A 21,962-nucleotide genomic window follows, 5' to 3' on the forward strand; every position below is an offset into this window, starting at 1 on the left:
GGGACTTGGCTTGCTGCGCGCCACAGGCTATGTCACATCGACACATATATTATCCGCACCACGCAGGGGCGGAAAGACTTGCGGGACAGGGGCCGTTTTTATGAGCGATACCGACAGTTTTATCGACGAGGTCACAGAAGAGGTTCGCCGGGACCGGCTGTTCTTGATGCTCAAGCGCTATGGCTGGATTGGCGCTGCGGCTGTTTTGCTGATCGTGGGCGGCGCCAGCTGGCGCGAATACAGCAATGCCAAGGCCGTGGGTGCGGCGCAGGACGTGGGCGACAAGATCTCCGCCGCGCTCGCCTCAGATGCGCCCGATGCGCGCGCAGCGGCCCTTGCCGAGATTTCCGCAGACCAGGCAGGGGCGCAGGCCGTGGTCGATTTTGCGCAGGCGGCAGCGCTTGTGGATGCGGGCGAGGTTGAACAGGCCGCAGCCCTTCTCGACGGGATCGCGCAGAACGGCGATCTGGCGCAGGTGTATCGCGACATTGCGGCTTTTAAATCGGTGACGCTGCAGGCTGAAACCCTCGCCCCCGAAGAGCGCCGCTTGCGCCTAGAAACACTGGCCGCGGCCGGCGGGACGATGCAGTTCCTCGCCAGCGAGCAACTGGCGCTTCTCGACATCGAAGAAGGCGAGACCGAAGCCGCGCTTGCGCGGCTGAGAGACATCGCAGCCTCTGCCGGTGTGTCTCGAGACTTGCAAGAGCGGGTTTCACAAGTGATTGTGGCCCTCGGTGGATCGCTGGACGAAGCAGCGCAAGAAGGCTGAGGTCGGGTTCGGGCGGGACGCGGCCGAACCAGTGATAATGACCCATGGAAAGTGACAGGGGCGGAGTGATGATGGCAATTCCAGGTGGCTTTGGCCTGCGCGCGGGCGTGATGGCGACGGCGATGGCGGCACTCTTGATGGGCTGCGCAGAGCCGGAGGAAATCCTGCGCGGCCCCCGCGAAGACATCCGCGCCGAAGCCCGGGGCGGAGAGTTCGCAAACCGCTCGGTCGCCATCTCATTGCCCCGCGTCGTGACCAACACCGCGTGGCAGCAAAGTCCGGGTCAGCCGACCACGCGCACCGCCCATGCGGCGCTCTCGGCGGCACCGGCGCTGGTCTGGTCCACCAATATTGGCGCAGGCGACAGCCGCAAACAGCGCATCACCGCAGCTCCCGTGGTGGGCGGAGGCCGGATCTATACGCTCGATGCGGCCTCGACCGTATCTGCGGTATCGCCCGCTGGCGCCGTCTTGTGGCAGCGCACCATCGAGCCGGCCAGTGATGATGCGGACGATGCCACGGGAGGCGGCATCGCTTACGCGGATGGCGTGCTTTATGTGTCGTCGGGCTTTGGCGTCCTGAGCGCGCTTGATGCAAAAACCGGCGCGCCGGTGTGGCGACAGGAACTGGACGCAACCGGCTCTGGCAGCCCCACGATTCGCGATGGGCTTCTGTATCTGGTGGCCGGGGATGACACCGCCTGGGTGATTGACACGAAGGATGGGCGTATCGCCTGGCAACTGGAAGCGACGCCAAGCGCGTCCAACATCCTGGGCGCTCCGGCGCCTGTGGTGGGCTCCGAGATCTCGATCTTTGCCTTTGGCTCGGGGGATCTGATCGGCACGTTCCGTCGCGGAGGGTTCCGTCGCTGGATCGCATCCGTGTCTGGTGCGCGCACCGGGAGCGCGATTTCGCAGATCGGAGATGTGACCGGCGCCCCCTTCATGGATGGAAATCGTGTTTATGTCGGTAACCAGTCGGGGCGTACCGCGGCCTTTGATGTGGACTCGGGCGATCGCCTCTGGACCGCGTTTGAAGGCACGTTCGGCCCAGTCTGGGCGACGGGCGGTAGCCTGTTCTTTGTCAGTGACCGCAGCCAGCTGATGCGCCTCAGTGCCAATGATGGCAGTCCGATCTGGTCTGTGGATCTGCCGGGCTACCTGAAAGACAAGCCCCGCAAACGCGCAGAGATCGTAGCGCATCACGGCCCCATTCTCGCTGGCGGTCAACTGGTGGTGGCCTCCAATGATGGGCTTTTGCGCTTCTTTGATCCGGTCGATGGTCGGCAGACCCGCACCGTCGAGATCAAGGGCGGTGCCACGACGGAGCCCGTCGTGGCCAATGGCACGCTTTATGTGGTGACGCGTGATGGCCAGCTCGCGGCCTTTCGCTAAGAGAGACTTCTGACCCGAGGTTTTGCGCTGCGCCTTGCGCATCGCCGGGGGGCGCACCTTCGGCGCGGTGAGGCCGGGCGCAAGACGGCATTGGTTCTGGTTGGATCGACGCTGCTGCTTCAACTGTGCCCTTACGCGTGTTTCTGGCGCGGTCTCAGGAAGGCGAGCGCGCCTGGGCATTCAGGCTCTGACCTCTGCAAGACGCGTGACCGCGGCAAATTTCTCTACCATGGGCGCGTTTGAATTTATTTACTGGCGTGTGCAGCAAAGATACGCTATGCGCGCGGTTCACCCATCACGGAAAGTTCTGTTCCATGTCGTTTACGCTCGCCATCGTGGGGCGCCCAAATGTGGGCAAGTCCACTTTGTTCAACCGCCTTGTCGGCAAGAAACTCGCGCTGGTTGATGACCAGCCCGGAGTCACGCGCGACCTGCGCGAGGGCGAGGCACGGCTGGGCGATCTGCGCTTTACGGTGATCGACAGCGCCGGTCTGGAAGATGCAACCGACAACAGCCTCGAGGGCCGCATGCGCCGCCTCACCGAACGTGCGGTGGAAATGGCCGATGTGTGCCTGTTCCTGATCGATGCGCGCGCAGGCGTGACACCCACCGATGAGGTTTTTGCCGAGATCCTGCGCAAGAAATCCGCGCATGTCATTCTGGCGGCGAATAAATCCGAAGGGTCTGCGGCGGATGCGGGCGTGCTGGAGGCCTATGGCCTCGGGCTGGGGGAGCCGATCCGCATGTCCGGTGAGCATGGCGAAGGGCTGAATGATCTCTATTCCGAACTGCTGCCGGTTTCGGAAAAGTTCGAAAAGCTCGCCGAGGAGACCGCGCCCGAAACGGATGTGGTCCTCGACGAGGATGAAAACGAGGCGTTCAACGCGGGCGAAGAGATCGCGGCCACGCCGGTTCCGACACTTGAAAAGCCGCTTCAGGTGGCCGTTGTCGGGCGCCCGAATGCCGGGAAATCCACGCTGATCAACAAGATCCTTGGCGAGGACCGTCTCTTGACCGGTCCCGAAGCCGGGATCACCCGCGATGCCATCAGCCTCAAGATCGACTGGTCCGGCACGCCGATGCGAATCTTTGACACCGCTGGCATGCGCAAGAAGGCCAAGGTGCAGGAAAAGCTCGAGAAACTCTCGGTCTCCGATGGCCTGCGCGCGGTGAAATTTGCCGAGGTCGTGGTGGTTTTGCTTGATGCGGCGATCCCGTTTGAACAGCAGGATCTGCGGATTGCGGACCTTGCCGAGCGCGAGGGGCGCGCGGTGGTGATCGCGGTCAACAAATGGGACATCGAGGACGAAAAGCAGGAAAAGCTCAAAGCGCTGAAAGAAGCCTTCGAGCGCCTGTTGCCGCAGCTGCGCGGCGCGCCTCTGGTCACGGTTTCGGCCAAGACGGGCCGGGGGCTAGACCGGCTGCATGCCGCAATCATGAAAGCCCATGACGTGTGGAACCGTCGGGTGCCGACGGCTGCGCTCAACCGTTGGCTTGCGGGGATGCTGGAACAGCACCCGCCGCCCGCACCGCAGGGCAAGCGCATCAAGCTGCGCTACATGACCCAAGCCAAGACCCGTCCGCCGGGATTTGTGGTGATGTGCTCGCATCCCGACAAAATGCCCGCGAGTTACAACCGCTATCTGGTGAACGGGCTGCGGGAAGATTTTGATATGCCGGGCACGCCCATTCGTCTGACGTTGCGCGGTCAGGGGGACAAGAACCCCTATAAGGGCAAGAAAAAGTCGACGCCCTCGCGTCTTCGCAAACACCTTGAAGGCCGCAAGAGCTGAGCGACCCGATCTGAACGGGGTGCGGCGTGCAAACAGGCGTGCCGCGCCAGATCCTGCCTTTCCTCTGCCGTGACTCTCATCCCCCCAGCCGGTTGTTGAACCGGCTGTGGCGTTTGCGTGTGGGGGCTGCGGTTGCCAATCTGCGCCCTGGGACTTGTCTTAGACCGTATGCATATTAACTATATGGAAGTGATTTAATCGGACACCGCAGTCACGCGGGTGTCACAGAGCGTATTTATGGGGTCAGACATGGATCTGAGAGCCTACACACGCCAGTACACCAAAAAGGACAACCGGCTCGCCGCGTTGAACTACTTTGGAACCTTCGTTGTCTATTTTACGAGCCTCTATCTGGCGATTACCTATTCAAATCTATGGTTTGTGATGTGGCCTGCGGGCATTGTTTTTGCCTTCAGCGCCGTGCGGCTTTATGTGCTGCAGCACGACACCGGGCATCATTCTCTCTTTGAAACCCGGGCACAGAACGAATTCGCGGGGCATGTGCTCTCGCCTTTCACCTTCGCTCCCTTTGAGGTGATGAAGCAAAATCACAACCTGCATCACGCCAATGTGGGCAATCTCGAACACCGCGAAACCGGCGAGATCCATACGATGACGGTCGAGGAGTGGAACCGGGCGGGGTTCTTGGAGCGGGTGCTCTACCGGCTCTATCGCAATCCATTTGTGCTTGTGCCCCTCGGTGCGGCGTTCACCTATTTTGTCCGCTACCGCTGGCCCAAAAACACGGTTGAATTCGGCGTTTTTCCGGTGCTCCTGCACAACATCGCCATCATCGCTCTGCTCTATGGGCTCTATCTGCTGGCCGGGACAGAGGGGCTTTGGATCTGGCTTGGGTTCTCTTTTCTGGGTGGCATGATCGGGGTGTTCCTCGTCTATTTGCAGCATAATTTCGAGGATACCTATTGGGACCGGCGTCCCGATCTCGATCCGCGCGATGCGGCCTTGCAGGGATCGTCCTGCCTGGATTTCGGGTGGTTTTTCGATTTTGCCGTGGCCAATATCACCCTGCACGACATCCACCATTATAACGCGCGCATCCCGTGTTATCGGCTGCGCCAGTGCCATCACAATATGCCCGAACATATGGCGCTGCGTCGGATCAAGTTTCGCGAGGCGATCCGCGCGCTTGGTCTGAAGCTCTGGGATGAAAAGCAAAAACGTCTGGTACCTTTCCCGAGCTGAGAAAAGGCCGCAAGGTTGCTGCGCACAATCCGTACGCATGAGAGGTTGGACAGATCGTCGAACCCGGTGCTACGCTCGGGATGTGATTGACTTCAGGCAGTTGTGAGGAACGAGGAACGCATGACCCCAATTTTGAGACTCCCAGGCGTCGGGCCGGCATTGGCGAAGGCTTTGCAGGATCACGGTATTCGCAGTGTTGAAGATGTCGCTGCACGATCCGAAGCCGAGTTGACGGCGGTGCCCCGGCTGGGGGTTGCGCGCGCTCAACGCCTGAAAGCCGCCGCGCAAGACATGACCAAGGTAGCCGCAGAACCTGCGGCCCCACGCGCGGCCAAATCTACGGCGCGTGCCAAAGCCCCAGCCAAGCCCCGCACCGCCCGCGTTAAACCGGCCAAGCTCAAGGCGGTGGAGGCCGCAAAGGATGCGGCGCAGTCTGCGGCCAAGGCCGTAAAGGCAGGCGTGAACGCTTCTGAGGAAGAGACCCGCGAAAGCCTGCAAAGTGCGGTCGCAGCGGCAGAGGCCGCACGTCTGGCGGCGGAAGAAAAAGCAGCCAAGGCCGAGGCCAAGGCGGCCAAAGCTGCCAAGAAGGCCAAGGCGCTGATGGCCCAGTTTGCTGAGGCCAAGGAAAAAGCCTCCTCCAAAGCCGCCAAGGAAAAGACCAAAGCCAAGAAGGAAATCGCCAAGGAGAAAGCCAAGGCGAAGAAAATCCTCAAGGAGCAATCGGACGAAAAACCAAAGAAGAGCAAAAAAGCCAAGAAAAAGAAGAAAGACAAATAGACTTTGTGGCTTAGGGCCTTTGAGTGAAAAAACCGGTGCGATGTCGCACCGGTTTTTCTGTTTTAACGCTCTGTTGCGATGGGCTGGGGGACACCCCTCGGCCCGGCAGGCGGTTTAGATCAGGCCAGTTGGCCCTCTGCGGTCAAGGTCAACTTGCCGCCAAGATAAGGCGCAAGCGCGTCAGGCAGTTTTACCGACCCATCCGCCTGCTGGCCGTTTTCGAGCACCGCAATGAGACAGCGCCCCACCGCCAGACCGGAGCCATTGAGCGTGTGCAGGAACTCCGGCTTGCCCCCATCTGCGGGCTTGAAGCGCGCGTTCATGCGGCGGGCCTGAAAGTCGCCCGTGGTCGAAACCGAAGAAATCTCACGATAGGTGTTTTGCCCCGGCACCCAGGCCTCGATGTCATAGGTGCGACGCGCGCCAAAGCCCATGTCGCCGGTGCAGAGCACGACGGTGCGATAGGGAATGCCGAGCTTTTCCAGAATGCCCTCGGCGCAGCCCAACATGCGCTTTTGCTCCTCGTCGGAGGTCTCGGGATGCACGATCGACACCATTTCGACCTTCTCGAACTGGTGCTGGCGCAGCATGCCCGAGGTGTCCTTGCCCGCGGAGCCTGCTTCCGAGCGGAAACACAGCGTATGCGCGGTGTAGCGGATCGGCAGCGCGGCCTCGTCGATGACGTCTCCGGCCACCGAATAGGTCAGCGGCACCTCGGAAGTGGGCACCAGCCACCAGCCATTGGTGGTCTGATAGCTGTCCTCGCCGAATTTCGGCAGCTTGTCGGTGCCATACATGGCCTCATCCCGCACCAGCACGGGCGAGTTCACCTCGGTGAGGCCGTTTTCGTCGACATGGGTGTCGACCATGAACTGCGCCAGTGCGCGGTGGATCCGTGCGACAGCGCCTTTCAGCACCACAAAGCGCGAGCCGGAGATCTTGGCAGCGGTTTCAAAGTCCATCGCCTTGGCGACACCGGCGATCTCGAAATGCTCCTTGGGGTCAAAATCGAACGCGGGCACATCGCCCCAGCGCTTTACCTCGACGTTGTCGTCCTCGTCTGCGCCGTCCGGCACATCTTCGGCCGGGCTATTGGGGATGCGCGCGAGCATGTCGGTGAGCTTGGCATCCAACTCCTTGGCTTCGGCCTGCATGGCGGCCACTTCGGCCTTCTTGTCGGCCACTTCGGCGCGCAGGCGTTCAAACTCGGCCTCATCGCCCTTCGCCTTGGCGGCGCCGATGGCTTTGGCGGCCTTGTTCTGGTCGGCCTGAGCGGTTTCGGCCGCGAGGATCTTGGCGCGGCGGGCCTCGTCGAGTTCCAGCACCTGAGACGACAGGGCAGAGTCTCCACGACGGGCCAGGGCGGCGTCGAAAGCGGCCGGATTCTCGCGGATTGCACGGATATCATGCATGGGTCTGCTCCTGTGATGCAGTTTGAATCAGTGACGCTAGCTATGCCCGAGAGGGGCGCGAAGGGGAAGGGGGCAGGGGCTGTGTTCCAGGCCCTGTGGCGCGTGGTGTGGCATAGATGGACGAAAAGCGCCCCTCAGAACGTATTCCGGCACCAGAACAGCATCGCCCCGCCTTGCAAAGCCCTGATGCACCGCATAGGTTCCACGCAAAATCCGGGCGCTGACGTGGCCCCCAAAGACAGAAGGAAATACCCCATGGAAGGTGGCGCAATCGCCCAGTTTATCCCGCTGATCCTGATCTTTGCGATCATGTACTTCCTGCTCATTCGTCCGCAGCAGAAGAAAATGAAGCAGCATCAGAACATGGTCGAGGCCCTGCGCCGTGGCGACCAGGTTGTCACCCAGGGTGGCGTGATCGGCAAGGTCTCCAAGGTCAAGGAAGACGGCGAGCTTGAGATCGAGATCGCAGAGGGCGTGAAGGTGCGCGTGGTGAAATCCACCATCGCTCAGGTGCTGAACAAGACCGAGCCCGCATCCTGAACCCCGCCGCTGAGGCAACGAAAAAGGCAGGGTAATGCTGCAAATTGATACCTGGAAGAGGGTTCTCATCTGGCTGGTCTGTGTGGCCGGCCTTTTGGCTGCCCTGCCCAATGCGTTCTACACCCGTGTAGAGCAATCCAATGACGCCTGGGCCGCGATCGAGCTTGAAGTCGAAACACCGGAGCGTCTGGATGTGGCCGCGCAATGGCCCGAGTGGATGCCTTCGGGGCTGGTAAACCTCGGTCTCGATCTGCGCGGTGGCGCGCATCTTCTGGCCGAAGTGCAGGTGGGCGACGTTTATGCCGCCCGCATGGACGCGCTCTGGCCCGAGGTCCGCAACACCCTGCGCGATGAGCGCGCAACCATCGGTACGTTCCGCCGTATTCCCGACGCCCCGGCGGATCAGATCCGCCTGCGCCTGTCAGATGAGGCGGGCATGAGCCGCGCGCTTGAACTGGTGCGTGGGCTGGCCAACCCGGTGACATCGCTCACGGGGGCCGGCGCCACCGACATCACGGTGAGCGGCCAGGGCGATGTCATCACCGTCTCGCTCTCTGAAGAGGAAAAACTCGCCTCCGATGACCGTACGGTCCGCCAGTCGCTCGAGATTATTCGCCGCCGGATCGACGAGGTGGGCACCCGTGAACCCACGATCCAGCGTCAGGGCAGCGACCGTATTCTCATTCAGGTGCCAGGTATCGGCTCTGCAGCGGAGCTGAAGGAAATCATCGGCACCACCGCGCAGCTGACCTTCAACCCGGTTGTGAGCCGAGGCTCTGACGCCGAGGCAAACGCCGGGATCGGCAACAAGGTGATCCCCTCGCTGGATGAGCCGGGCACCTATTACACGGTTGAAACGGCGCCTGTCGTCACCGGCGAAGAGCTGGTGGACGCGCAGCCCGCATTTGACCAGAACGGCCAGCCGGCGGTGAACTTCCGCTTCAATACGGCTGGGGCGCGCAAATTCGGTGATTACACCGCTCAGAACATCGGCGCCCCCTTTGCCATCGTGCTTGATGATGAGGTGATCTCTGCCCCTGTGATCCGGTCGCATATTCCAGGCGGGTCGGGCATCATCACCGGGAACTTCACCGTCGAGGAAAGCACACAGCTTGCGGTGCTTTTGCGCGCCGGTGCCCTGCCTGCAAAGCTCGAGTTTCTCGAAGAGCGCACCATCGGCCCGGAACTGGGCCAGGACAGCATCGACGCGGGCAAGGTTGCCACTGTGGTCGCCTTTGCCGGGGTGCTGGTTTTCATGATGCTGAGCTATGGGCTCTTTGGGGTCTTTGCCAATGTTGCCTTGATCCTGAACATCGCGCTGATCTTTGGCGCGCTGAGCCTGATTGGCGGCACGCTGACCCTGCCGGGTATCGCCGGGATCGTCTTGACGGTTGGTATGGCGGTCGACGCCAACGTGCTGATCTTTGAGCGCATCCGCGAAGAGCTGAAGGCCGGCCGTGGTCCGGCCCGCGCCATCGATGAGGGCTACTCCAAGGCGCTCTCGGCGATTGTGGACGCCAATATCACCACGTTCATCACCGCCGTGATCCTGTTTGCAATGGGCTCCGGTCCGGTGCGTGGGTTTGCAATCACGCTTGGCCTCGGCATTCTTACGTCCGTTTTCACCGCGATCTTTGTCACCCGACTGATCATCGTGATGTGGTTCGAACGTCGCCGTCCAAAAACCATCGAGGTATAACTGATGCGCTTGAAACTGGTTCGCGAAGGCACCTCCTTCGACTTCTTCAGGCTCTGGAAGCTCTGGCTCGGCATCTCGGCGATGATGGTTGTGATCGGCTTTGCCTCCTTTGCCATCCAGGGGCTGAACTTTGGGATCGACTTTCGGGGCGGTACCACCATCCGCACCGAGGCGACGCAGGATCTCGACATCGGCGTCTACCGCGAGGCCATCGCGCCTCTGGAGCTAGGTGACATCACCATCACCGAGGTGTTTGATCCAACTTTTGACGAAGATCAGCATGTCGCCATGATCCGCATTGAGGCGCAGGAAGATGGCGAGGCGCTCTCCAGCGATGTGATCGCAGCGGTGCAGGGCGCGCTCGACGCGGTGGCGCCGGGGATCAAGTTCATCTCTGTCGAAAGCGTCGGGCCCAAGGTCTCGGGCGAGTTGGTGCAAACGGCCGTGATCGCGGTGGCCTTGGCGATTGGCGCGGTTCTGATCTACATCTGGCTGCGGTTCGAGTGGCAGTTTGCCCTCGGCGCGGTGGCCGCCCTTGTGCATGACGTCATCCTGACCATCGGCGTGTTCTCGGAACTGCAGATCAAATTCGATCTGGCCATCATCGCGGCGCTCCTGACCATCGTGGGGTATTCGCTGAATGATACGGTGGTCGTGTTTGACCGCGTGCGCGAGAACCTGCGTCGCTACAAGAAAAAGCCGCTGGCCGAGGTGCTCAATATCTCGATCAACGAGACTCTGAGCCGGACCGTGATGACCTCGGTGACAACGCTTCTGGCCTTGATCTCGCTCTATGTTCTGGGTGGCGATGTGATCCGCGGGTTTGTCTTTGCGATGATCTGGGGCGTTATCGTCGGCACCTATTCGTCGATCTTTGTGGCCTCCACGATCCTGTTGTGGCTTGGCGTGAAGCGTGACTGGAGCAAGAACAACGACACCACCGGAAATCAGTTCGCCAATATTGATGCCTGATCCCTGTGGTTCGAGATGAGGAGGCAGCCGCGACCTGGTGTCGCGGCTGTTTCGTTTCTAGATCTTTGACCGGGGGCGCTGCCCCCGGACCCCCGGGATATTTGGGGTTAGAAGAAGCCCACGCACGCTTGGTATGTGCGCATGACGACCCGGTGTGGGGCATCGCCACAGAGCCGCAGTTGTCGGTTTCGAAGGGGGGGCTGGCATGGTAAGGAAAGGGCCAAACGCTCTGACAGGAGATCGTGATGCGCCTTAACGAAGTGGTTTATTCGGATGCTTTGCCCATTGATGGCTATGGGCCGGGTTTCTTTCGCGTCGGCGGAGAAATCAAGGAAGGGGCCATGTTGACCGGGGCCAAGGGCACGTCCGCGTGGGGGGGCTATGAGGACGCTGAACCGCTCTTGGCGTTGGCGGGGGAGGTGGATGTTCTGTTCATCGGCACCGGGGCAGAGATTGCGCATATTCCAGGCGCCTTGCGACAGGCGCTTGAGGCAGAGGGACTGGGCGTTGAGGTGATGAATTCTCCGGCGGCCTGCAGGACCTATAACGTCTTGCTCTCTGAAGGGCGGCGGATTGCACTGGCGGCATTGCCGGTTTGATCTGGCGCAAGGATGCGCTGAGCTTTTGATGCGCAGAGTGCGCCGTGGCGCGGCAGGCTGCGCAAGCGATATATCGGGACACGCATGATTGAGGTCAGGGATCTAGGGGTCAGCCGGGGCGGGCTGCCGGTGCTCGCGGGGGTGAACTTCGCGTTGTCGGGCGGTGAGGCGCTTGTGCTGCGCGGGCCCAACGGGATCGGCAAAACCACGCTTCTGCGCACGCTGGCGCGTCTGCAGCCGCCTTTGGCGGGCGAGATCCTCGGGGACGCCGAGGATATTGCCTATGCCGCCCATGCGGATGGGGTAAAACTCACTTTGACCGTAGCCGAGAACCTGTCGTTCTGGTCGCGTGTCTTTGCGGGGGGCGACCCTGCAGTGGCCATCGCGGCGTTTAATCTCGAGGCGCTACAGCATCGCCCGGCCGGCGGGCTCTCGGCGGGGCAGAAACGCAGGCTTTCCTTGGCGCGGCTCATGGTGACGGGGCGGCGGCTGTGGATCCTGGATGAGCCGACCGTGAGCCTTGATGCAGCCTCTGTGCAATTGTTTGCCTCAAGCATCCGCGCCCATCTGGCGTCGGGCGGAGCGGCGATCATGGCGACCCATATCGACCTTGGGATCGAGGGCAGGGTGCTGGACCTTGGTCCCTTTAAGGCCAAGCTTCCGGCGCTGGACGCCGAGGATCTGGGGGGCTTCTTGTGATTGCACTCTTGATGCGGGATCTGCGGCTGGCGTTGCGGGCCGGCGGGGGATTTGGGCTTGGGCTTGCGTTTTTCCTGATCGTGACCGTGATGGTGCCTTTCTCGGTCGGCCCCGAGGCCGAGACATTGGCAAAGATTGCACCGGGCGTTTTATGGCTCGGGGCCTTGCTGGCGTGTCTGTTGTCACTCGATCGCCTTCTGGCGCTGGATTGGGAGGATGGCTCGCTGGACCTTTTGGCCACGGCCCCGCTGCCGCTTGAAGGGGTCCTCAGCATCAAGGCACTGGCACATTGGTTGACCACGGGGCTGCCCTTGGTGCTGGCAGCCCCCGTGCTGGGCGTCCTGCTCGGCCTTCCGGCGGGCGGCTATCTCTGGATCACCCTGTCGCTTTTGCTGGGCACGCCGGCACTTTCGGTTGTGGGCACGTTTGGCGCGGCCCTGACCGTCGGGCTCAAGCGGGGCGGTTTGTTGTTGTCGCTGCTGGTGATGCCGCTCTATGTGCCGACCCTGATCTTTGGCGCCGAAGTGGCGCGTCGGGGAGCGGCGGGGCTTGCGGTAGAAACCCCCATGTTGATGCTTGGGGGGATCACCCTTGGCACCATCGCCCTGTTGCCCTTTGCCTCTGCTGCCGTCCTGCGCGTCAATTTGCGCTAGGACAGGTGATTGTGATGACCAAGAACAAGAGCTAGATAGCCACCATGTCGATCTGGGAATACGCCAATCCAAAGAAATTCCTGCGCACCAGTGAGCGTGTGCTGCCTGCCCTTTGGGGCATTTCAGCTCTGCTCATCGTGAGCGGGCTGATCTGGGGGTTCTTTTTTACACCCGATGATTACCGCCAGGGTTCGACGGTCAAGATCATCTATCTGCATGTGCCTGCGGCGCTGATGGCGATCAACGCCTGGTTCATGATGCTGGTGGCCTCGCTGATCTGGGTGATCCGCCGACATCACGTGAGCGCACTGGCGGCGAAGGCAGCCGCGCCCGTGGGCGTTGTGATGACACTGATTGCCCTCGTTACCGGCGCCATCTGGGGGCAACCGATGTGGGGCACGTGGTGGGCGTGGGACCCGCGGCTGACGTCCTTTCTGGTGCTGTTCCTGTTCTACATTGGCTATATCGCGCTCTGGGAAGCGATCGATAATGGCGATACCGCAGCGGATCTGACGTCGATCCTCTGCCTTGTGGGGTCTGTTTTTGCGGTGCTCTCGCGGTATGCGGTGAATTTCTGGAATCAGGGCCTGCACCAGGGGGCGTCGCTGTCGCTCGACAAGGAAGAAAACGTCGCCGATGTCTTTGCCTTTCCGCTCTATACCTGCATGGCCGGGTTCGGGGCGCTTTTTATCGCGCTGGTACTCTATCGCACCGGTACCGAGATCCGCGCGCGCCGGATGTCGGCGCTGATCGCACGCGAAAGGATGATGGATGCCTGATTTGGGAAAATACGCAGAAACGGTTCTTTCGGCCTATGCTGTCTCGCTGGTGTTGCTGGTCGCACTCCTGGTCGTGACCTTCCTGCGCGGGGCCAAGGTGCGCGCTGCGCTCAAAGACGTTGAGGAAAGGGTGCGCCGAAATGGCTAGGATCTCTTTGATGATGGCTATTCCAGTGGTCGTCTTTTCCGGCTTTGTTGGCCTTGCCCTCGTGGGCATGGGCCGCGACGATCCCGAAAGTCTGCCCTCGGCGCGCGAAGGCAAAGCAGCGCCCTCCGTCGCGCTCAGCGATTTTCCCGGCAAAGAGAGCTTTGACGATGCCACCCTGCGCGACGGCACCGTAAAGCTTGTCAATTACTGGGCGAGCTGGTGTGGCCCCTGCCGCGCCGAACACCCGAGCTTGACCGCGCTTTCCGAGGAAGGCGTGCCGATCTACGGCGTGAACTACAAGGATCAGCTGGCCAATGCCCAGAGTTTCCTCGAGGAACTCGGCGATCCCTATGCCGGTGTGGGTCGGGATGAACAGGGACGTATGGCGCTGGATTGGGGGCTGTATGGCGTGCCCGAAACGTATGTCATCGACGGCGACGGCACGGTGGTTCTGCGCTTTGCCGGGCCGATTACCAGCCGGGTTCTGGAAGAGACCATTCGCCCCGCCATGGAGCGCGCGGCCCAGTAAGCTCAGAGCCGGTAGCCGCCCGCGACCGTCAGGATTTCGCCAGTGATAAAGCTCGCCTCCTCGGAGGCGAGAAAACGCACGGCCTTGGCGATGTCGTCGGGTGTGCCGATGCGCCCCAGCGCCGTGTCTTTCACAAAAATCTGCGTGAGCTCTTCGGAGCGAGGCGCCTCCGGCACATTGATGGCGCCGGGCGCGACTGCATTGACGCGGATTCCTTCGGGGCCAAGTTCCTTTGCCATGGCTTTGGTCCAGAGGTTGAGCGCAGCCTTGCTCGCCCCATAGCTGGCCGCGTCGCGTGGCGGCAGGGTGGCATTAACCGAGGAAATATTGACGATCGCGGCCCCCGGACGCAAATGCGGCAAGGCGGCCGCCAGAACGGCCTGCGGCGCAATGGAGTTGAGTTCAAACACCTTCCGGTGCTCTGAGAGATCAAACTGCGCCTTGGGCGTGCTCTGCACGAGGCCCGCGTTGTTCACGATGACATCGATGCGGCCAAATTGATCCATGGCCTGCGCGACAAGATCCTCGGCTGCAGCGTCCTGTAGCAAGTCGCAAGCGCAGGAGACGACGTTGGGTTGCGCCTCCAGATCGTCGCGAGGCGGCGTCTTCTTAAAAGAGCGCAGGACATTGTGGTCAGGTGCAAACCGCGCCGCGATAGCCAGTCCAAGACCATAGGTGCCGCCCGTAACCAAAACAGTGCGCATCATGAGATCCTCTTTGGGTTTGCCGTGCACCTTGAGCTAAGGCGCTCCGCACCAGCGTTTGTTTGGCCTCAGGATTTATTTCAGGCTTGAAATCGGGCTGTACCTCCGGTTGAGCCTTTGGCTCCGCCTGTCATCAATCTGACTTCCGGCAGAGGGCACTGACCGAGCGGTAAGGCGACCGTTCAGTTCAGGTGCCGAAACGACGCTGAAGCTCGGTCTCTTTGGGCAGTTGGGCATTCACCCCCAGATCGACGGTCTCGTAGACATTGGTGTCGATCTCGCGGCGAAGATAGTGGGACTGAAACTCCATCAAGGAGCCATCAGATGTCACCTTTACCAGGTACTCCTCGAGGATTTCCATGCTTTCCCAGAGGCTTACGGTGGTGATCTCGCCGCCGTCACGATCGCAGAACAGACGGGTCTCAAGGCAGCCCACACGGCATTTTTCCTCGTCCCGGGCCATCACAACGGCACGTTCGAGGACCTCGTCGAAATGCTCCCGGTTCGGGAAAAACCTCGTAAAAGCAGCGATCATTCTTCGCCCCGCACACAATACTCTGGACCTGAATCACTCTATCACAGGTTCCGTTAGCCTTCCATTACCAGCGCAATGGTAGAATAAAAAGGGTGGCCGACTGGCCACCCTCAGTTGTCTTTGGCAAATTGTCCCTGACCTCAGCTCTTGGCCAGGTTGCGCAGCACATAGTGCAGCACGCCGCCGTTCTCGATGTATTCGATCTCGGGCGCGGTATCGATGCGGCACTTCAAGGTGATGGTCTTTTTGCTTCCGTCGCCATAGGTGATGTCGCACTCGACCTCCTGCAGCGGTGTCACGGTCTCCAGGCCCCGAATATCAACCGTTTCATCGCCGGTGAGCTTGAGCGATTTGCGGGTGTCGCCTCCGGTGAACTCGAACGGGATCACGCCCATGCCCACGAGGTTGGAGCGGTGAATACGCTCGAAACTCTCGGCAATAACAGCCTTCACCCCCAAGAGCGCGGTGCCCTTGGCCGCCCAGTCACGCGAGGATCCGGCGCCATATTGTTCGCCGCCAAACACCACGAGCGGGGTGCCAGCCTCCTGATGCGCCATCGACGCCTCATAGACCGAGGTCTGCGCACCATCTGGACCTTTGGTATAGCCGCCCTCAACACCGTCGAGCATCTCGTTCTTGATCCGGATATTGGCGAAGGTGCCGCGCATCATGATCTCGTGGTTGCCGCGACGCGAGCCATAAGAGTTGAACTCGCGCGGCTGCACTTGACGGTCCAGCAGGTATTTGCCCGCCGGTGTGGTGGTCGCAAAAGACCCCGCCGGAGAGATATGGTCGGTGGTGACCATATCCCCGAGAATCAACAGAGGCTTGGCGCCGATGACGTCCTGAATCTTGCCCGGCTCTGGGCCCATGCCCTGAAAATAGGGCGGGTTTTGAATATAGGTCGAGGCAGCGGGCCAGTCGTACGTCTCGGCCTCAGTGGTCTCCACGCTTTGCCATTTTTCGTCACCCTTGAAGACATCGGCGTATTTGGACTGAAACGCCTCGCGGGTCACAGTGGCCTCGACCAGATCGGCGATTTCCTTCTGGGTGGGCCAGATGTCCTTCAGGTAGACGTCATTGCCGTCTTTGTCCTGGCCGAGCGGATCGCGTGCGAGATCCACGTTCATGTCGCCCGCCAGTGCGTAGGCGACCACCAGCGGCGGCGAGGCGAGGTAGTTGGCGCGCACATCCGGGCTGATGCGGCCCTCAAAGTTGCGGTTGCCCGACAGCACCGAGGTGGCGACCAGATCGCCCTCGGCAATCGCCTCGGAGAACTCTTTCTGGATCGGGCCGGAGTTGCCGATGCAGGTGGTGCAGCCATAGCCCACGAGGTTGAACCCGATCGCATCCAGATGCTTTTGCAGCCCTGCGGCCTCAAGGTATGCCGAGACCACCTGAGAGCCCGGAGCCAGCGAGGTTTTGACCCAGGGTTTTCGGTTGAGGCCCAGTTCATGCGCCTTTTTCGCCACCAGACCGGCCCCGATCATCACATAGGGGTTCGAGGTATTGGTGCAGGAGGTGATGGAGGCAATCACCACCGAGCCGTCGCGCAACGCAAAGTCTTCGCCTTTGACGGGGTGCGATTTGCACGGATCCGCCGGTGCGGTCGGGGCAGGGCCCTCTGACGCCATCTCGGCTGCGTTGGCTGACGCATCCACACCGCGATACTCCGATACCACCTGTTTGAAGGCCTGCGCTGCGCCGTCCAGCGCCACATAGTCCTGCGGGCGTTTGGGGCCAGAGATTGCCGGCACGATGGTGCCCATGTCGAGGCTCAGTGTCTCGGTGTAAATCGGCGCGTAGGTCTCATCGCGCCAGAAACCGTTTTCCTTGGCATAAGCCTCGACCAGCGCGATGCGGTCCTCGTCGCGGCCGGTGTTGCGCAGGTAGCGGATGGTTTCCTTGTCGATCGGGAAAAAGCCGCAGGTCGCGCCATATTCCGGTGCCATATTGGCAATGGTGGCACGATCCGCCAGCGGCAGGTTGTCAAGGCCAGAGCCATAGAATTCCACGAATTTGCCCACCACGCCGAGCTCGCGCAGCATCTCCACCACCTTGAGTACAAGGTCTGTGCCGGTGGTGCCTTCAACCATCTCGCCGGTCAGTTCAAAACCCACAACCTCGGGGATCAGCATGGAGATCGGCTGGCCTAGCATCGCGGCCTCGGCCTCGATCCCGCCCACGCCCCAGCCAAGCACAGCCGCGCCATTGACCATGGTGGTGTGGCTGTCGGTGCCCACAAGCGTATCCGGATACGCCACTTCCTCGCCGTTTTGGTCAACATCTGACCAGACGGTCTGGGCCAGATATTCAAGGTTCACCTGATGGCAGATGCCGGTGCCGGGTGGCACCACGCGGAAGTTGTTGAACGCGCCTTGGCCCCATTTCAGGAATTGGTAGCGCTCCATATTGCGCTCATATTCGCGGTCCACATTCATCTGAAAGGCGCGCGGGTTGCCAAATTCGTCGATCATCACCGAGTGGTCGATCACCAGATCGACAGGCACCAGCGGGTTGATCTTGTTGGCATCCCCGCCAAGGGTCTTGATCCCGTCACGCATCGCGGCCAGATCGACCACCGCAGGCACACCGGTGAAGTCCTGCATCAGGACGCGCGCCGGGCGATAGGCGATCTCGCGCGGGTTCTTCCCGCCGTTTTTGGCCCAGTCGCCAAACGCCTTGATGTCGTCGGTCGAGACCGAAAAACCGCCATCTTCAAACCTCAAGAGGTTCTCAAGCACCACTTTCAGGGCTGCAGGCAGTTTGGTGAAATCACCATATCCGGCGTCTGTTGCGGCTGGAATGGAGTAATAAGAAATAGATTTTCCGTTCACGCTCAATGTTTTGCGTGTTTTGGCTGTGTCCTGTCCGACGGTGATGGGCATGTTGGCCTCCCTCGAGAATGGAATTGGGACTTCGCTGCTCTTTTTGTCTGCACGATGCAGGCAAGTCGTTCAATAGGTATGACATGCTGAGATATAGAAATGTATACCAAGGAATACAATATACGCACCGCGTTTTGCGACAGCCTCTCAAGAATGATTGATTGGCCATTGAGCGGCGGCAGGACTAAACCGTTAGTCAAACAATCTGATAGGCGACTCATGCGGCGTATTGCGCTTTCCTCTCTGGTGATCTCTGCGGTTCTGGCTGCCTCCGGCCCGGCTTCTGCCGATCCGGCTCCGGTGGTGATTGAACTCTTCACCTCGCAAGGATGTTCCTCCTGTCCGCCCGCAGACGAGCTGGTGAAGCATTTGGCAGAGCGCCAGGACGTGCTGCCCTTGGCCTTCCATGTGGATTACTGGGACTATATCGGCTGGGCCGATATCTTTGCAGATCCCGCCTATACCGACCGCCAGCGTGGCTATGCGCATGTGGGGGGGCGCAACATGATCTACACCCCGCAGATGATCATCATGGGGCGCGAGGATGTGGTGGGCGCCGATGTGATGGAGGTCTCCGAAGCGCTCAGCGGCTATCTTGGTCAAAAACCAAAGGTGCAGCTGACCACGGGGCGCTCAGAGGAGCAGCTCACGGTCTCCGCACCTGCGCTCCCGGATGGCATGAGCGGTCAGTTCCGTGTGCAGCTGGTGCGCTACATGCCGTTGGAACGGGTGGAGATCAAACGCGGCGAGTTGGCCGGCAACACCGTCGACTATGCCAATATCGTCGAGAGCCTCGAGGTGCTGGCCGAGTGGACCGGTGCAGAGCCGCTCGAGGTCACTACAACCTTTGTAGGAGATCTTCCGGCGGCGGTGTTGGTGCAGGAATGGCCCTTCGGTCCGATTTTTGCGGCCGCACGGGTGGAGTGACCCTCAGCGCTCCGGGTAATCCGGGTGTGGTGTGTCATGCATCGGCTTCCAGCGCCGGTGCAGCCAAAACCACTGGCCCATATGGGCGCGAATGCGCTGCTCCAGATCATCGCAGACCGCCTGGGTCATGGTCACCGGGTCTGAATGGGCGATCTCTTCGGCCACAACCACGTCAAAATCCATCCCGTTTTCGCGCCTGATGCCGTAGATCGGGATAAAGGTGGCATTGTATTTCAACGCAAGCTCCGCCGGTACGGTGGAGGTCAGGGCCGGGCGACCGAAGAAGGGCAGATAGGTCCCGCCCATCGCGTGCATATCCGCGACAATTGCAATATTGCCCCCGGCTTTCAGGTGACGCACCATTTCGACCATCCCGCGTTTTCCCTGTTCAAACATGGGCTTGCCGGTGGCCGAGATCGCTTTGACGTAGTGTTCGTTGAAATAGGGATTGGCCATGCGCCGATAGAGCGATCCCATGTCGAAACCCATCTGCACCAGCTTTGAACGCGCGGCGTCATAATTGCCAAAATGGCCTGTCACCAGGATCACCGGGCGACCTTCGGCCTGCGCGCGCTTCAAGGCTGCTAGACCGGGGCCGCTGATGTCTGCGGCGTTTGCGCGGGCCCAGAAAGGTTTGCCTGCATAAAGTTCGGCGAGGGTGCGCCCCACGTTGTCGGCCACCTCATGACAGAGCCGGTTCACCTCGGCATTGCTCAGGTCCGGGCGGGTATATTCGAGGTTCCGGCGCACGCGTTTGTGGAACCCCACCAAGGGCGCCAGCATACGCAGGATCCAGCCCATGGAAGGCACGCGCCAGCGATAAGGGATGAGCTTTAGCCCGCCGATCAGGGCGCGCAGCACAAGGTTGCTGGCAAAGTATTTTGCACGCTGAGAAAAAACCAGCTCCGACTGAGCTACGGGCATCTGGGTTGGGGCTCCTGCTGGAGGGATTGCAAGGCCGGATCATACTGAGCTGCGCCGGGATGCACAAGAAAGCGCAAAATAGAAACCCGCGCCACCGGGGCGCGGGCATCTGGAGGTCCGACGGGGGAGGACGCAGGGCGCCCAATTTCTCAGATCATTCCTCTTCTTCGTCTGATTTCAGCTCGATATCGCCATTGACGACCATCTCGCGCAACATGTTGACGATGAGTCCAAAGGCAGCCTCGCCATCGGCCTGCTTCACGCGGCCAAGCTGATTGGCCTCTTCGCGCAGGTTGTTGGCCATACGGGACGACATGTTTTCGAGCAGGAAGTTGACCGAGGCCACATCGTCGTCTCTGGTGGCAAAGGCAATCGCGGTGGTGATCTCTTGCGGGCCAAGGGCGCGCACCAGCTTTGGCACATCCACCGGTTCGACCTTCTCTGCGATCAGGGCGAAGGTGAAGATCGACTTGCGCACATCTGTGGCGAACTCCTGATCCTCTTCGTCGAGCGCGGTCAGCACCTCCTCGCGCTTGGCAGCGGCCGATTGGGTCAGAATCGCGCCAACGCGTTGGCCAGGCGTTTGTTCAAAGGCCATTTGCGGACGTGCTTCGATCTGCGAGGCCAGCGACAGGCCGATGCGATCCACTGTATCGGGCGTGACATTGCTGGTCTGGCTGACGGCATAGGTGATCCGCCGGGCCAGAGGACCGGGCAGATGTTGCAGCATCTCGGCCGCCTTGGCCGTGTCGATCTTGGAGAGCAGGACGGCTGCAACCTCGGTGCTTTCGGCCTTTGCTAGTTCCGCGAGCTCCTCTGGGGGGAGCTTGCGCAGCCGCTCCCAAGGATCGCCGAACTGGCGCACTCCGGCTTCTTTGCGCAGACGGCTATGGGTGTGACGGCTGATTTTGCCTTCCATCGCGGTCAGCGCACCGGCAAGACCGTTGGGGAAGGACAGGCCGACGTTTTCCAACTGCTCCGCAAATTCGGCCGCAACCGCGTGCAACGTCTGGCGATCGACCAAACGCATTTTGCCCATCTGCTGCGTGAGCTCCAGCTGGAGATCATCGGGCAACTCTTCCAGGGGCACATCTGCCCCCTCGTTGAGGAGAAGTCGCACGACGATGGCGGCTTTGGCTTTGCCGCTTAACTGAGGGACGCCCCCCGATAGAGCAGGTGCCGGTGGTGCTGGCGAGAAATCGCCAAGCCCCATATCCGGAGATGCCATGGGGAGCGCTAAGGCTGATGATTGTTCCATTCTTGAACCTTGACCCGAAAAGATTCTCTTTCTGTCAGGTCACAAGATAAACCTTCAGCCGTAAAGAAAGCCTGAAGCTTAGTAGTTAACCGTGACACCCGTCTGAATTGCATGCCGGAGCGAGGTTTCAGCCCATGTGCCTTCGCCGCCGCGGGCCTTGATTTCCTTCCATTCCGCCAGTGCCTTGGCATATTCCCCCGTCTCTACAAAGCCTTGCGCCATATAACTGCGGGCAAGAATATTGTCGGGGTTCTGCGCAATTGCGCGGGTGTAATAGTCCAAAGCAATATCGCTGTGGCCCAATTTGCGATGTGTGAAGCCCCAATAGGTCATAACCCTGCTATCCGTCTGCACGGGGTGCGCGGCCAGTACAGCCTGGGCATCGTCAAAGCGTTCGAGATAGGCGAGCTCGCGCGCGGTCTCTAGGAGCTCTTGGCCATTGAGGGATGATTCTTCGGGTTTGACGCATTTCTTGGCTTCGTCATCCCAGACCCGTTTGCCCCAGCATTCCTTGGTGGTGTCGGAGGGCTTTGGCGGCGTGGTGGTATCCCCACCTGCGGCAAGTCCCGCAACCGGCAGAGAGAGGGGTAGGGCAAGTGCAAGCGCGAGGGCCGTGAAACGCATGAAGATCTCCTATCTGTTGTTGCACAAATTACGTTGAAAACGCGCGGATCGTCCAAATTTTGTTTTCACGAAGCTGTGAGGGGGTAAAAGAAAAACCCCGCCGGGGAGGGCGGGGTTTCTGATCTGTGCATGAGGG

At 60.7% G+C, this 21,962-nt stretch carries 22 protein-coding genes; 15 read left to right on the top strand and 7 right to left on the bottom strand.

Translation table 11 applies throughout. The features are described from left to right. Positions 1-100 precede the first annotated feature (100 nt). The 5 genes from ACZ1HH_RS04845 to ACZ1HH_RS04865 all read left to right on the top strand — a co-directional run bounded on the left by ACZ1HH_RS04845 (position 101) and on the right by ACZ1HH_RS04865 (position 5,936). Positions 101-769 (top strand): hypothetical protein, encoded by a 669-nt coding sequence (locus ACZ1HH_RS04845; RefSeq protein ID WP_472636018.1) that lies wholly within the window; start codon positions 101-103, stop codon positions 767-769. 68 nt (positions 770-837) lie between these two features. Continuing rightward, entirely contained in the window at positions 838-2,163 is a 1,326-nt protein-coding gene (locus ACZ1HH_RS04850) for a PQQ-like beta-propeller repeat protein (RefSeq protein ID WP_472636019.1), read from the top strand. A gap of 314 nt (positions 2,164-2,477) precedes the next feature. Next, positions 2,478-3,956 (top strand): ribosome biogenesis GTPase Der, encoded by a 1,479-nt coding sequence (der, locus tag ACZ1HH_RS04855; RefSeq protein WP_011538334.1) that lies wholly within the window; start codon positions 2,478-2,480, stop codon positions 3,954-3,956. A 249-nt stretch (positions 3,957-4,205) separates the two neighbouring features. Further along, positions 4,206-5,159, top strand: a complete 954-nt coding sequence (locus tag ACZ1HH_RS04860; RefSeq protein WP_472636020.1) for a fatty acid desaturase — start codon at positions 4,206-4,208, stop codon at positions 5,157-5,159. Between the two features lie 120 nt (positions 5,160-5,279). Then, the gene (locus ACZ1HH_RS04865; RefSeq protein WP_472636021.1) at positions 5,280-5,936 is read left to right on the top strand and encodes a helix-hairpin-helix domain-containing protein; all 657 of its coding nucleotides are present in this window, start codon (positions 5,280-5,282) and stop codon (positions 5,934-5,936) included. A 119-nt stretch (positions 5,937-6,055) separates the two neighbouring features. Here ACZ1HH_RS04865 and serS read toward each other — a convergent pair whose 3' ends face one another. After that, complete coding sequence (serS, locus tag ACZ1HH_RS04870; protein WP_011538337.1) at positions 6,056-7,348, bottom strand: serine--tRNA ligase; 1,293 nt, start codon at positions 7,346-7,348, stop codon at positions 6,056-6,058. Positions 7,349-7,603: 255 nt separating this feature from the next. Here serS and yajC point away from each other — a divergent pair, with 255 nt between their 5' ends. The 9 genes from yajC to ACZ1HH_RS04915 all read left to right on the top strand — a co-directional run bounded on the left by yajC (position 7,604) and on the right by ACZ1HH_RS04915 (position 13,966). Further along, entirely contained in the window at positions 7,604-7,888 is a 285-nt protein-coding gene (yajC, locus tag ACZ1HH_RS04875; RefSeq protein ID WP_011538338.1) for a preprotein translocase subunit YajC, read from the top strand. A gap of 34 nt (positions 7,889-7,922) precedes the next feature. After that, positions 7,923-9,587, top strand: coding sequence for a protein translocase subunit SecD (gene secD, locus ACZ1HH_RS04880; protein WP_472636022.1), 1,665 nt, complete (start codon positions 7,923-7,925; stop codon positions 9,585-9,587). Positions 9,588-9,590: 3 nt separating this feature from the next. Further along, the gene (secF, locus tag ACZ1HH_RS04885) at positions 9,591-10,559 is read left to right on the top strand and encodes a protein translocase subunit SecF (protein ID WP_011538340.1); all 969 of its coding nucleotides are present in this window, start codon (positions 9,591-9,593) and stop codon (positions 10,557-10,559) included. Between the two features lie 245 nt (positions 10,560-10,804). Next, complete coding sequence (locus ACZ1HH_RS04890) at positions 10,805-11,158, top strand: Mth938-like domain-containing protein (RefSeq protein WP_011538341.1); 354 nt, start codon at positions 10,805-10,807, stop codon at positions 11,156-11,158. 84 nt (positions 11,159-11,242) lie between these two features. Then, positions 11,243-11,857, top strand: coding sequence for a heme ABC exporter ATP-binding protein CcmA (ccmA, locus tag ACZ1HH_RS04895; RefSeq protein ID WP_416368235.1), 615 nt, complete (start codon positions 11,243-11,245; stop codon positions 11,855-11,857). Continuing rightward, positions 11,854-12,510 (top strand): heme exporter protein CcmB, encoded by a 657-nt coding sequence (gene ccmB / locus ACZ1HH_RS04900; protein WP_011538343.1) that lies wholly within the window; start codon positions 11,854-11,856, stop codon positions 12,508-12,510. Before ccmA ends, ccmB begins: the two co-directional genes overlap by 4 nt. A gap of 44 nt (positions 12,511-12,554) precedes the next feature. Next, positions 12,555-13,289, top strand: a complete 735-nt coding sequence (locus ACZ1HH_RS04905; RefSeq protein ID WP_472636023.1) for a heme ABC transporter permease — start codon at positions 12,555-12,557, stop codon at positions 13,287-13,289. Beyond that, complete coding sequence (ccmD, locus tag ACZ1HH_RS04910; protein WP_011538345.1) at positions 13,282-13,437, top strand: heme exporter protein CcmD; 156 nt, start codon at positions 13,282-13,284, stop codon at positions 13,435-13,437. Before ACZ1HH_RS04905 ends, ccmD begins: the two co-directional genes overlap by 8 nt. Further along, the gene (locus ACZ1HH_RS04915) at positions 13,430-13,966 is read left to right on the top strand and encodes a DsbE family thiol:disulfide interchange protein (protein WP_472636024.1); all 537 of its coding nucleotides are present in this window, start codon (positions 13,430-13,432) and stop codon (positions 13,964-13,966) included. Before ccmD ends, ACZ1HH_RS04915 begins: the two co-directional genes overlap by 8 nt. 2 nt (positions 13,967-13,968) lie before the next feature. On the opposite strand, the gene ACZ1HH_RS04920 is transcribed toward ACZ1HH_RS04915, so the two are convergent. The 3 genes from ACZ1HH_RS04920 to acnA all read right to left on the bottom strand — a co-directional run bounded on the left by ACZ1HH_RS04920 (position 13,969) and on the right by acnA (position 18,093). Further along, a complete protein-coding gene (locus tag ACZ1HH_RS04920) occupies positions 13,969-14,673 on the bottom strand; it encodes an SDR family NAD(P)-dependent oxidoreductase (protein ID WP_472636025.1) in 705 nt (234 codons plus the stop codon). 184 nt (positions 14,674-14,857) lie between these two features. Beyond that, complete coding sequence (locus tag ACZ1HH_RS04925; protein WP_011538348.1) at positions 14,858-15,205, bottom strand: antibiotic biosynthesis monooxygenase family protein; 348 nt, start codon at positions 15,203-15,205, stop codon at positions 14,858-14,860. 140 nt (positions 15,206-15,345) lie between these two features. Further along, the gene (gene acnA / locus ACZ1HH_RS04930) at positions 15,346-18,093 is read right to left on the bottom strand and encodes an aconitate hydratase AcnA (RefSeq protein WP_472636026.1); all 2,748 of its coding nucleotides are present in this window, start codon (positions 18,091-18,093) and stop codon (positions 15,346-15,348) included. A 219-nt stretch (positions 18,094-18,312) separates the two neighbouring features. On the opposite strand from acnA, the gene ACZ1HH_RS04935 reads away from it, so the two are divergent. Next, positions 18,313-19,020, top strand: a complete 708-nt coding sequence (locus tag ACZ1HH_RS04935; RefSeq protein WP_472636027.1) for a DUF1223 domain-containing protein — start codon at positions 18,313-18,315, stop codon at positions 19,018-19,020. Between the two features lie 3 nt (positions 19,021-19,023). On the opposite strand, the gene ACZ1HH_RS04940 is transcribed toward ACZ1HH_RS04935, so the two are convergent. The 3 genes from ACZ1HH_RS04940 to ACZ1HH_RS04950 all read right to left on the bottom strand — a co-directional run bounded on the left by ACZ1HH_RS04940 (position 19,024) and on the right by ACZ1HH_RS04950 (position 21,826). Further along, on the bottom strand, positions 19,024-19,944 hold the full coding sequence (locus ACZ1HH_RS04940; protein WP_472636028.1) for a lysophospholipid acyltransferase family protein: 921 nt from the start codon (positions 19,942-19,944) through the stop codon (positions 19,024-19,026). 154 nt (positions 19,945-20,098) lie between these two features. Continuing rightward, on the bottom strand, positions 20,099-21,202 hold the full coding sequence (locus ACZ1HH_RS04945; RefSeq protein WP_011538352.1) for a flagellar motor switch protein FliG: 1,104 nt from the start codon (positions 21,200-21,202) through the stop codon (positions 20,099-20,101). 78 nt (positions 21,203-21,280) lie between these two features. Then, positions 21,281-21,826 carry a tetratricopeptide repeat protein gene (locus ACZ1HH_RS04950; RefSeq protein WP_416368243.1) on the bottom strand — a complete coding sequence of 182 codons (546 nt, stop codon included), beginning with the start codon at positions 21,824-21,826 and terminating at the stop codon, positions 21,281-21,283. Between the last annotated feature and the right edge of the window lie 136 nt (positions 21,827-21,962).

This window comes from Epibacterium sp. HA2-3, assembly GCF_055693725.2.

Excerpts from the sequence above, each read along its gene's own strand:
- secD (WP_472636022.1), top strand. The coding sequence starts at position 7,923 with ATGCTGCAAATTGATACCTGGAAGAGGGTTCTCATCTGGCTGGTCTGT.
- ccmD (WP_011538345.1), top strand. The coding sequence starts at position 13,282 with ATGCCTGATTTGGGAAAATACGCAGAAACGGTTCTTTCGGCCTATGCT.
- secF (WP_011538340.1), top strand. The coding sequence starts at position 9,591 with ATGCGCTTGAAACTGGTTCGCGAAGGCACCTCCTTCGACTTCTTCAGG.
- ACZ1HH_RS04945 (WP_011538352.1), bottom strand. The coding sequence starts at position 21,202 with ATGGAACAATCATCAGCCTTAGCGCTCCCCATGGCATCTCCGGATATG.
- ACZ1HH_RS04850 (WP_472636019.1), top strand. The coding sequence starts at position 838 with ATGATGGCAATTCCAGGTGGCTTTGGCCTGCGCGCGGGCGTGATGGCG.
- ACZ1HH_RS04940 (WP_472636028.1), bottom strand. The coding sequence starts at position 19,944 with ATGCCCGTAGCTCAGTCGGAGCTGGTTTTTTCTCAGCGTGCAAAATAC.
- ACZ1HH_RS04845 (WP_472636018.1), top strand. The coding sequence starts at position 101 with ATGAGCGATACCGACAGTTTTATCGACGAGGTCACAGAAGAGGTTCGC.
- ACZ1HH_RS04920 (WP_472636025.1), bottom strand. The coding sequence starts at position 14,673 with ATGATGCGCACTGTTTTGGTTACGGGCGGCACCTATGGTCTTGGACTG.
- ccmA (WP_416368235.1), top strand. The coding sequence starts at position 11,243 with ATGATTGAGGTCAGGGATCTAGGGGTCAGCCGGGGCGGGCTGCCGGTG.
- ACZ1HH_RS04925 (WP_011538348.1), bottom strand. The coding sequence starts at position 15,205 with ATGATCGCTGCTTTTACGAGGTTTTTCCCGAACCGGGAGCATTTCGAC.
- ACZ1HH_RS04950 (WP_416368243.1), bottom strand. The coding sequence starts at position 21,826 with ATGCGTTTCACGGCCCTCGCGCTTGCACTTGCCCTACCCCTCTCTCTG.
- acnA (WP_472636026.1), bottom strand. The coding sequence starts at position 18,093 with ATGCCCATCACCGTCGGACAGGACACAGCCAAAACACGCAAAACATTG.
- ACZ1HH_RS04890 (WP_011538341.1), top strand. The coding sequence starts at position 10,805 with ATGCGCCTTAACGAAGTGGTTTATTCGGATGCTTTGCCCATTGATGGC.
- ACZ1HH_RS04860 (WP_472636020.1), top strand. The coding sequence starts at position 4,206 with ATGGATCTGAGAGCCTACACACGCCAGTACACCAAAAAGGACAACCGG.
- ACZ1HH_RS04905 (WP_472636023.1), top strand. The coding sequence starts at position 12,555 with ATGTCGATCTGGGAATACGCCAATCCAAAGAAATTCCTGCGCACCAGT.
- der (WP_011538334.1), top strand. The coding sequence starts at position 2,478 with ATGTCGTTTACGCTCGCCATCGTGGGGCGCCCAAATGTGGGCAAGTCC.
- ACZ1HH_RS04935 (WP_472636027.1), top strand. The coding sequence starts at position 18,313 with ATGCGGCGTATTGCGCTTTCCTCTCTGGTGATCTCTGCGGTTCTGGCT.
- serS (WP_011538337.1), bottom strand. The coding sequence starts at position 7,348 with ATGCATGATATCCGTGCAATCCGCGAGAATCCGGCCGCTTTCGACGCC.
- yajC (WP_011538338.1), top strand. The coding sequence starts at position 7,604 with ATGGAAGGTGGCGCAATCGCCCAGTTTATCCCGCTGATCCTGATCTTT.
- ACZ1HH_RS04865 (WP_472636021.1), top strand. The coding sequence starts at position 5,280 with ATGACCCCAATTTTGAGACTCCCAGGCGTCGGGCCGGCATTGGCGAAG.
- ACZ1HH_RS04915 (WP_472636024.1), top strand. The coding sequence starts at position 13,430 with ATGGCTAGGATCTCTTTGATGATGGCTATTCCAGTGGTCGTCTTTTCC.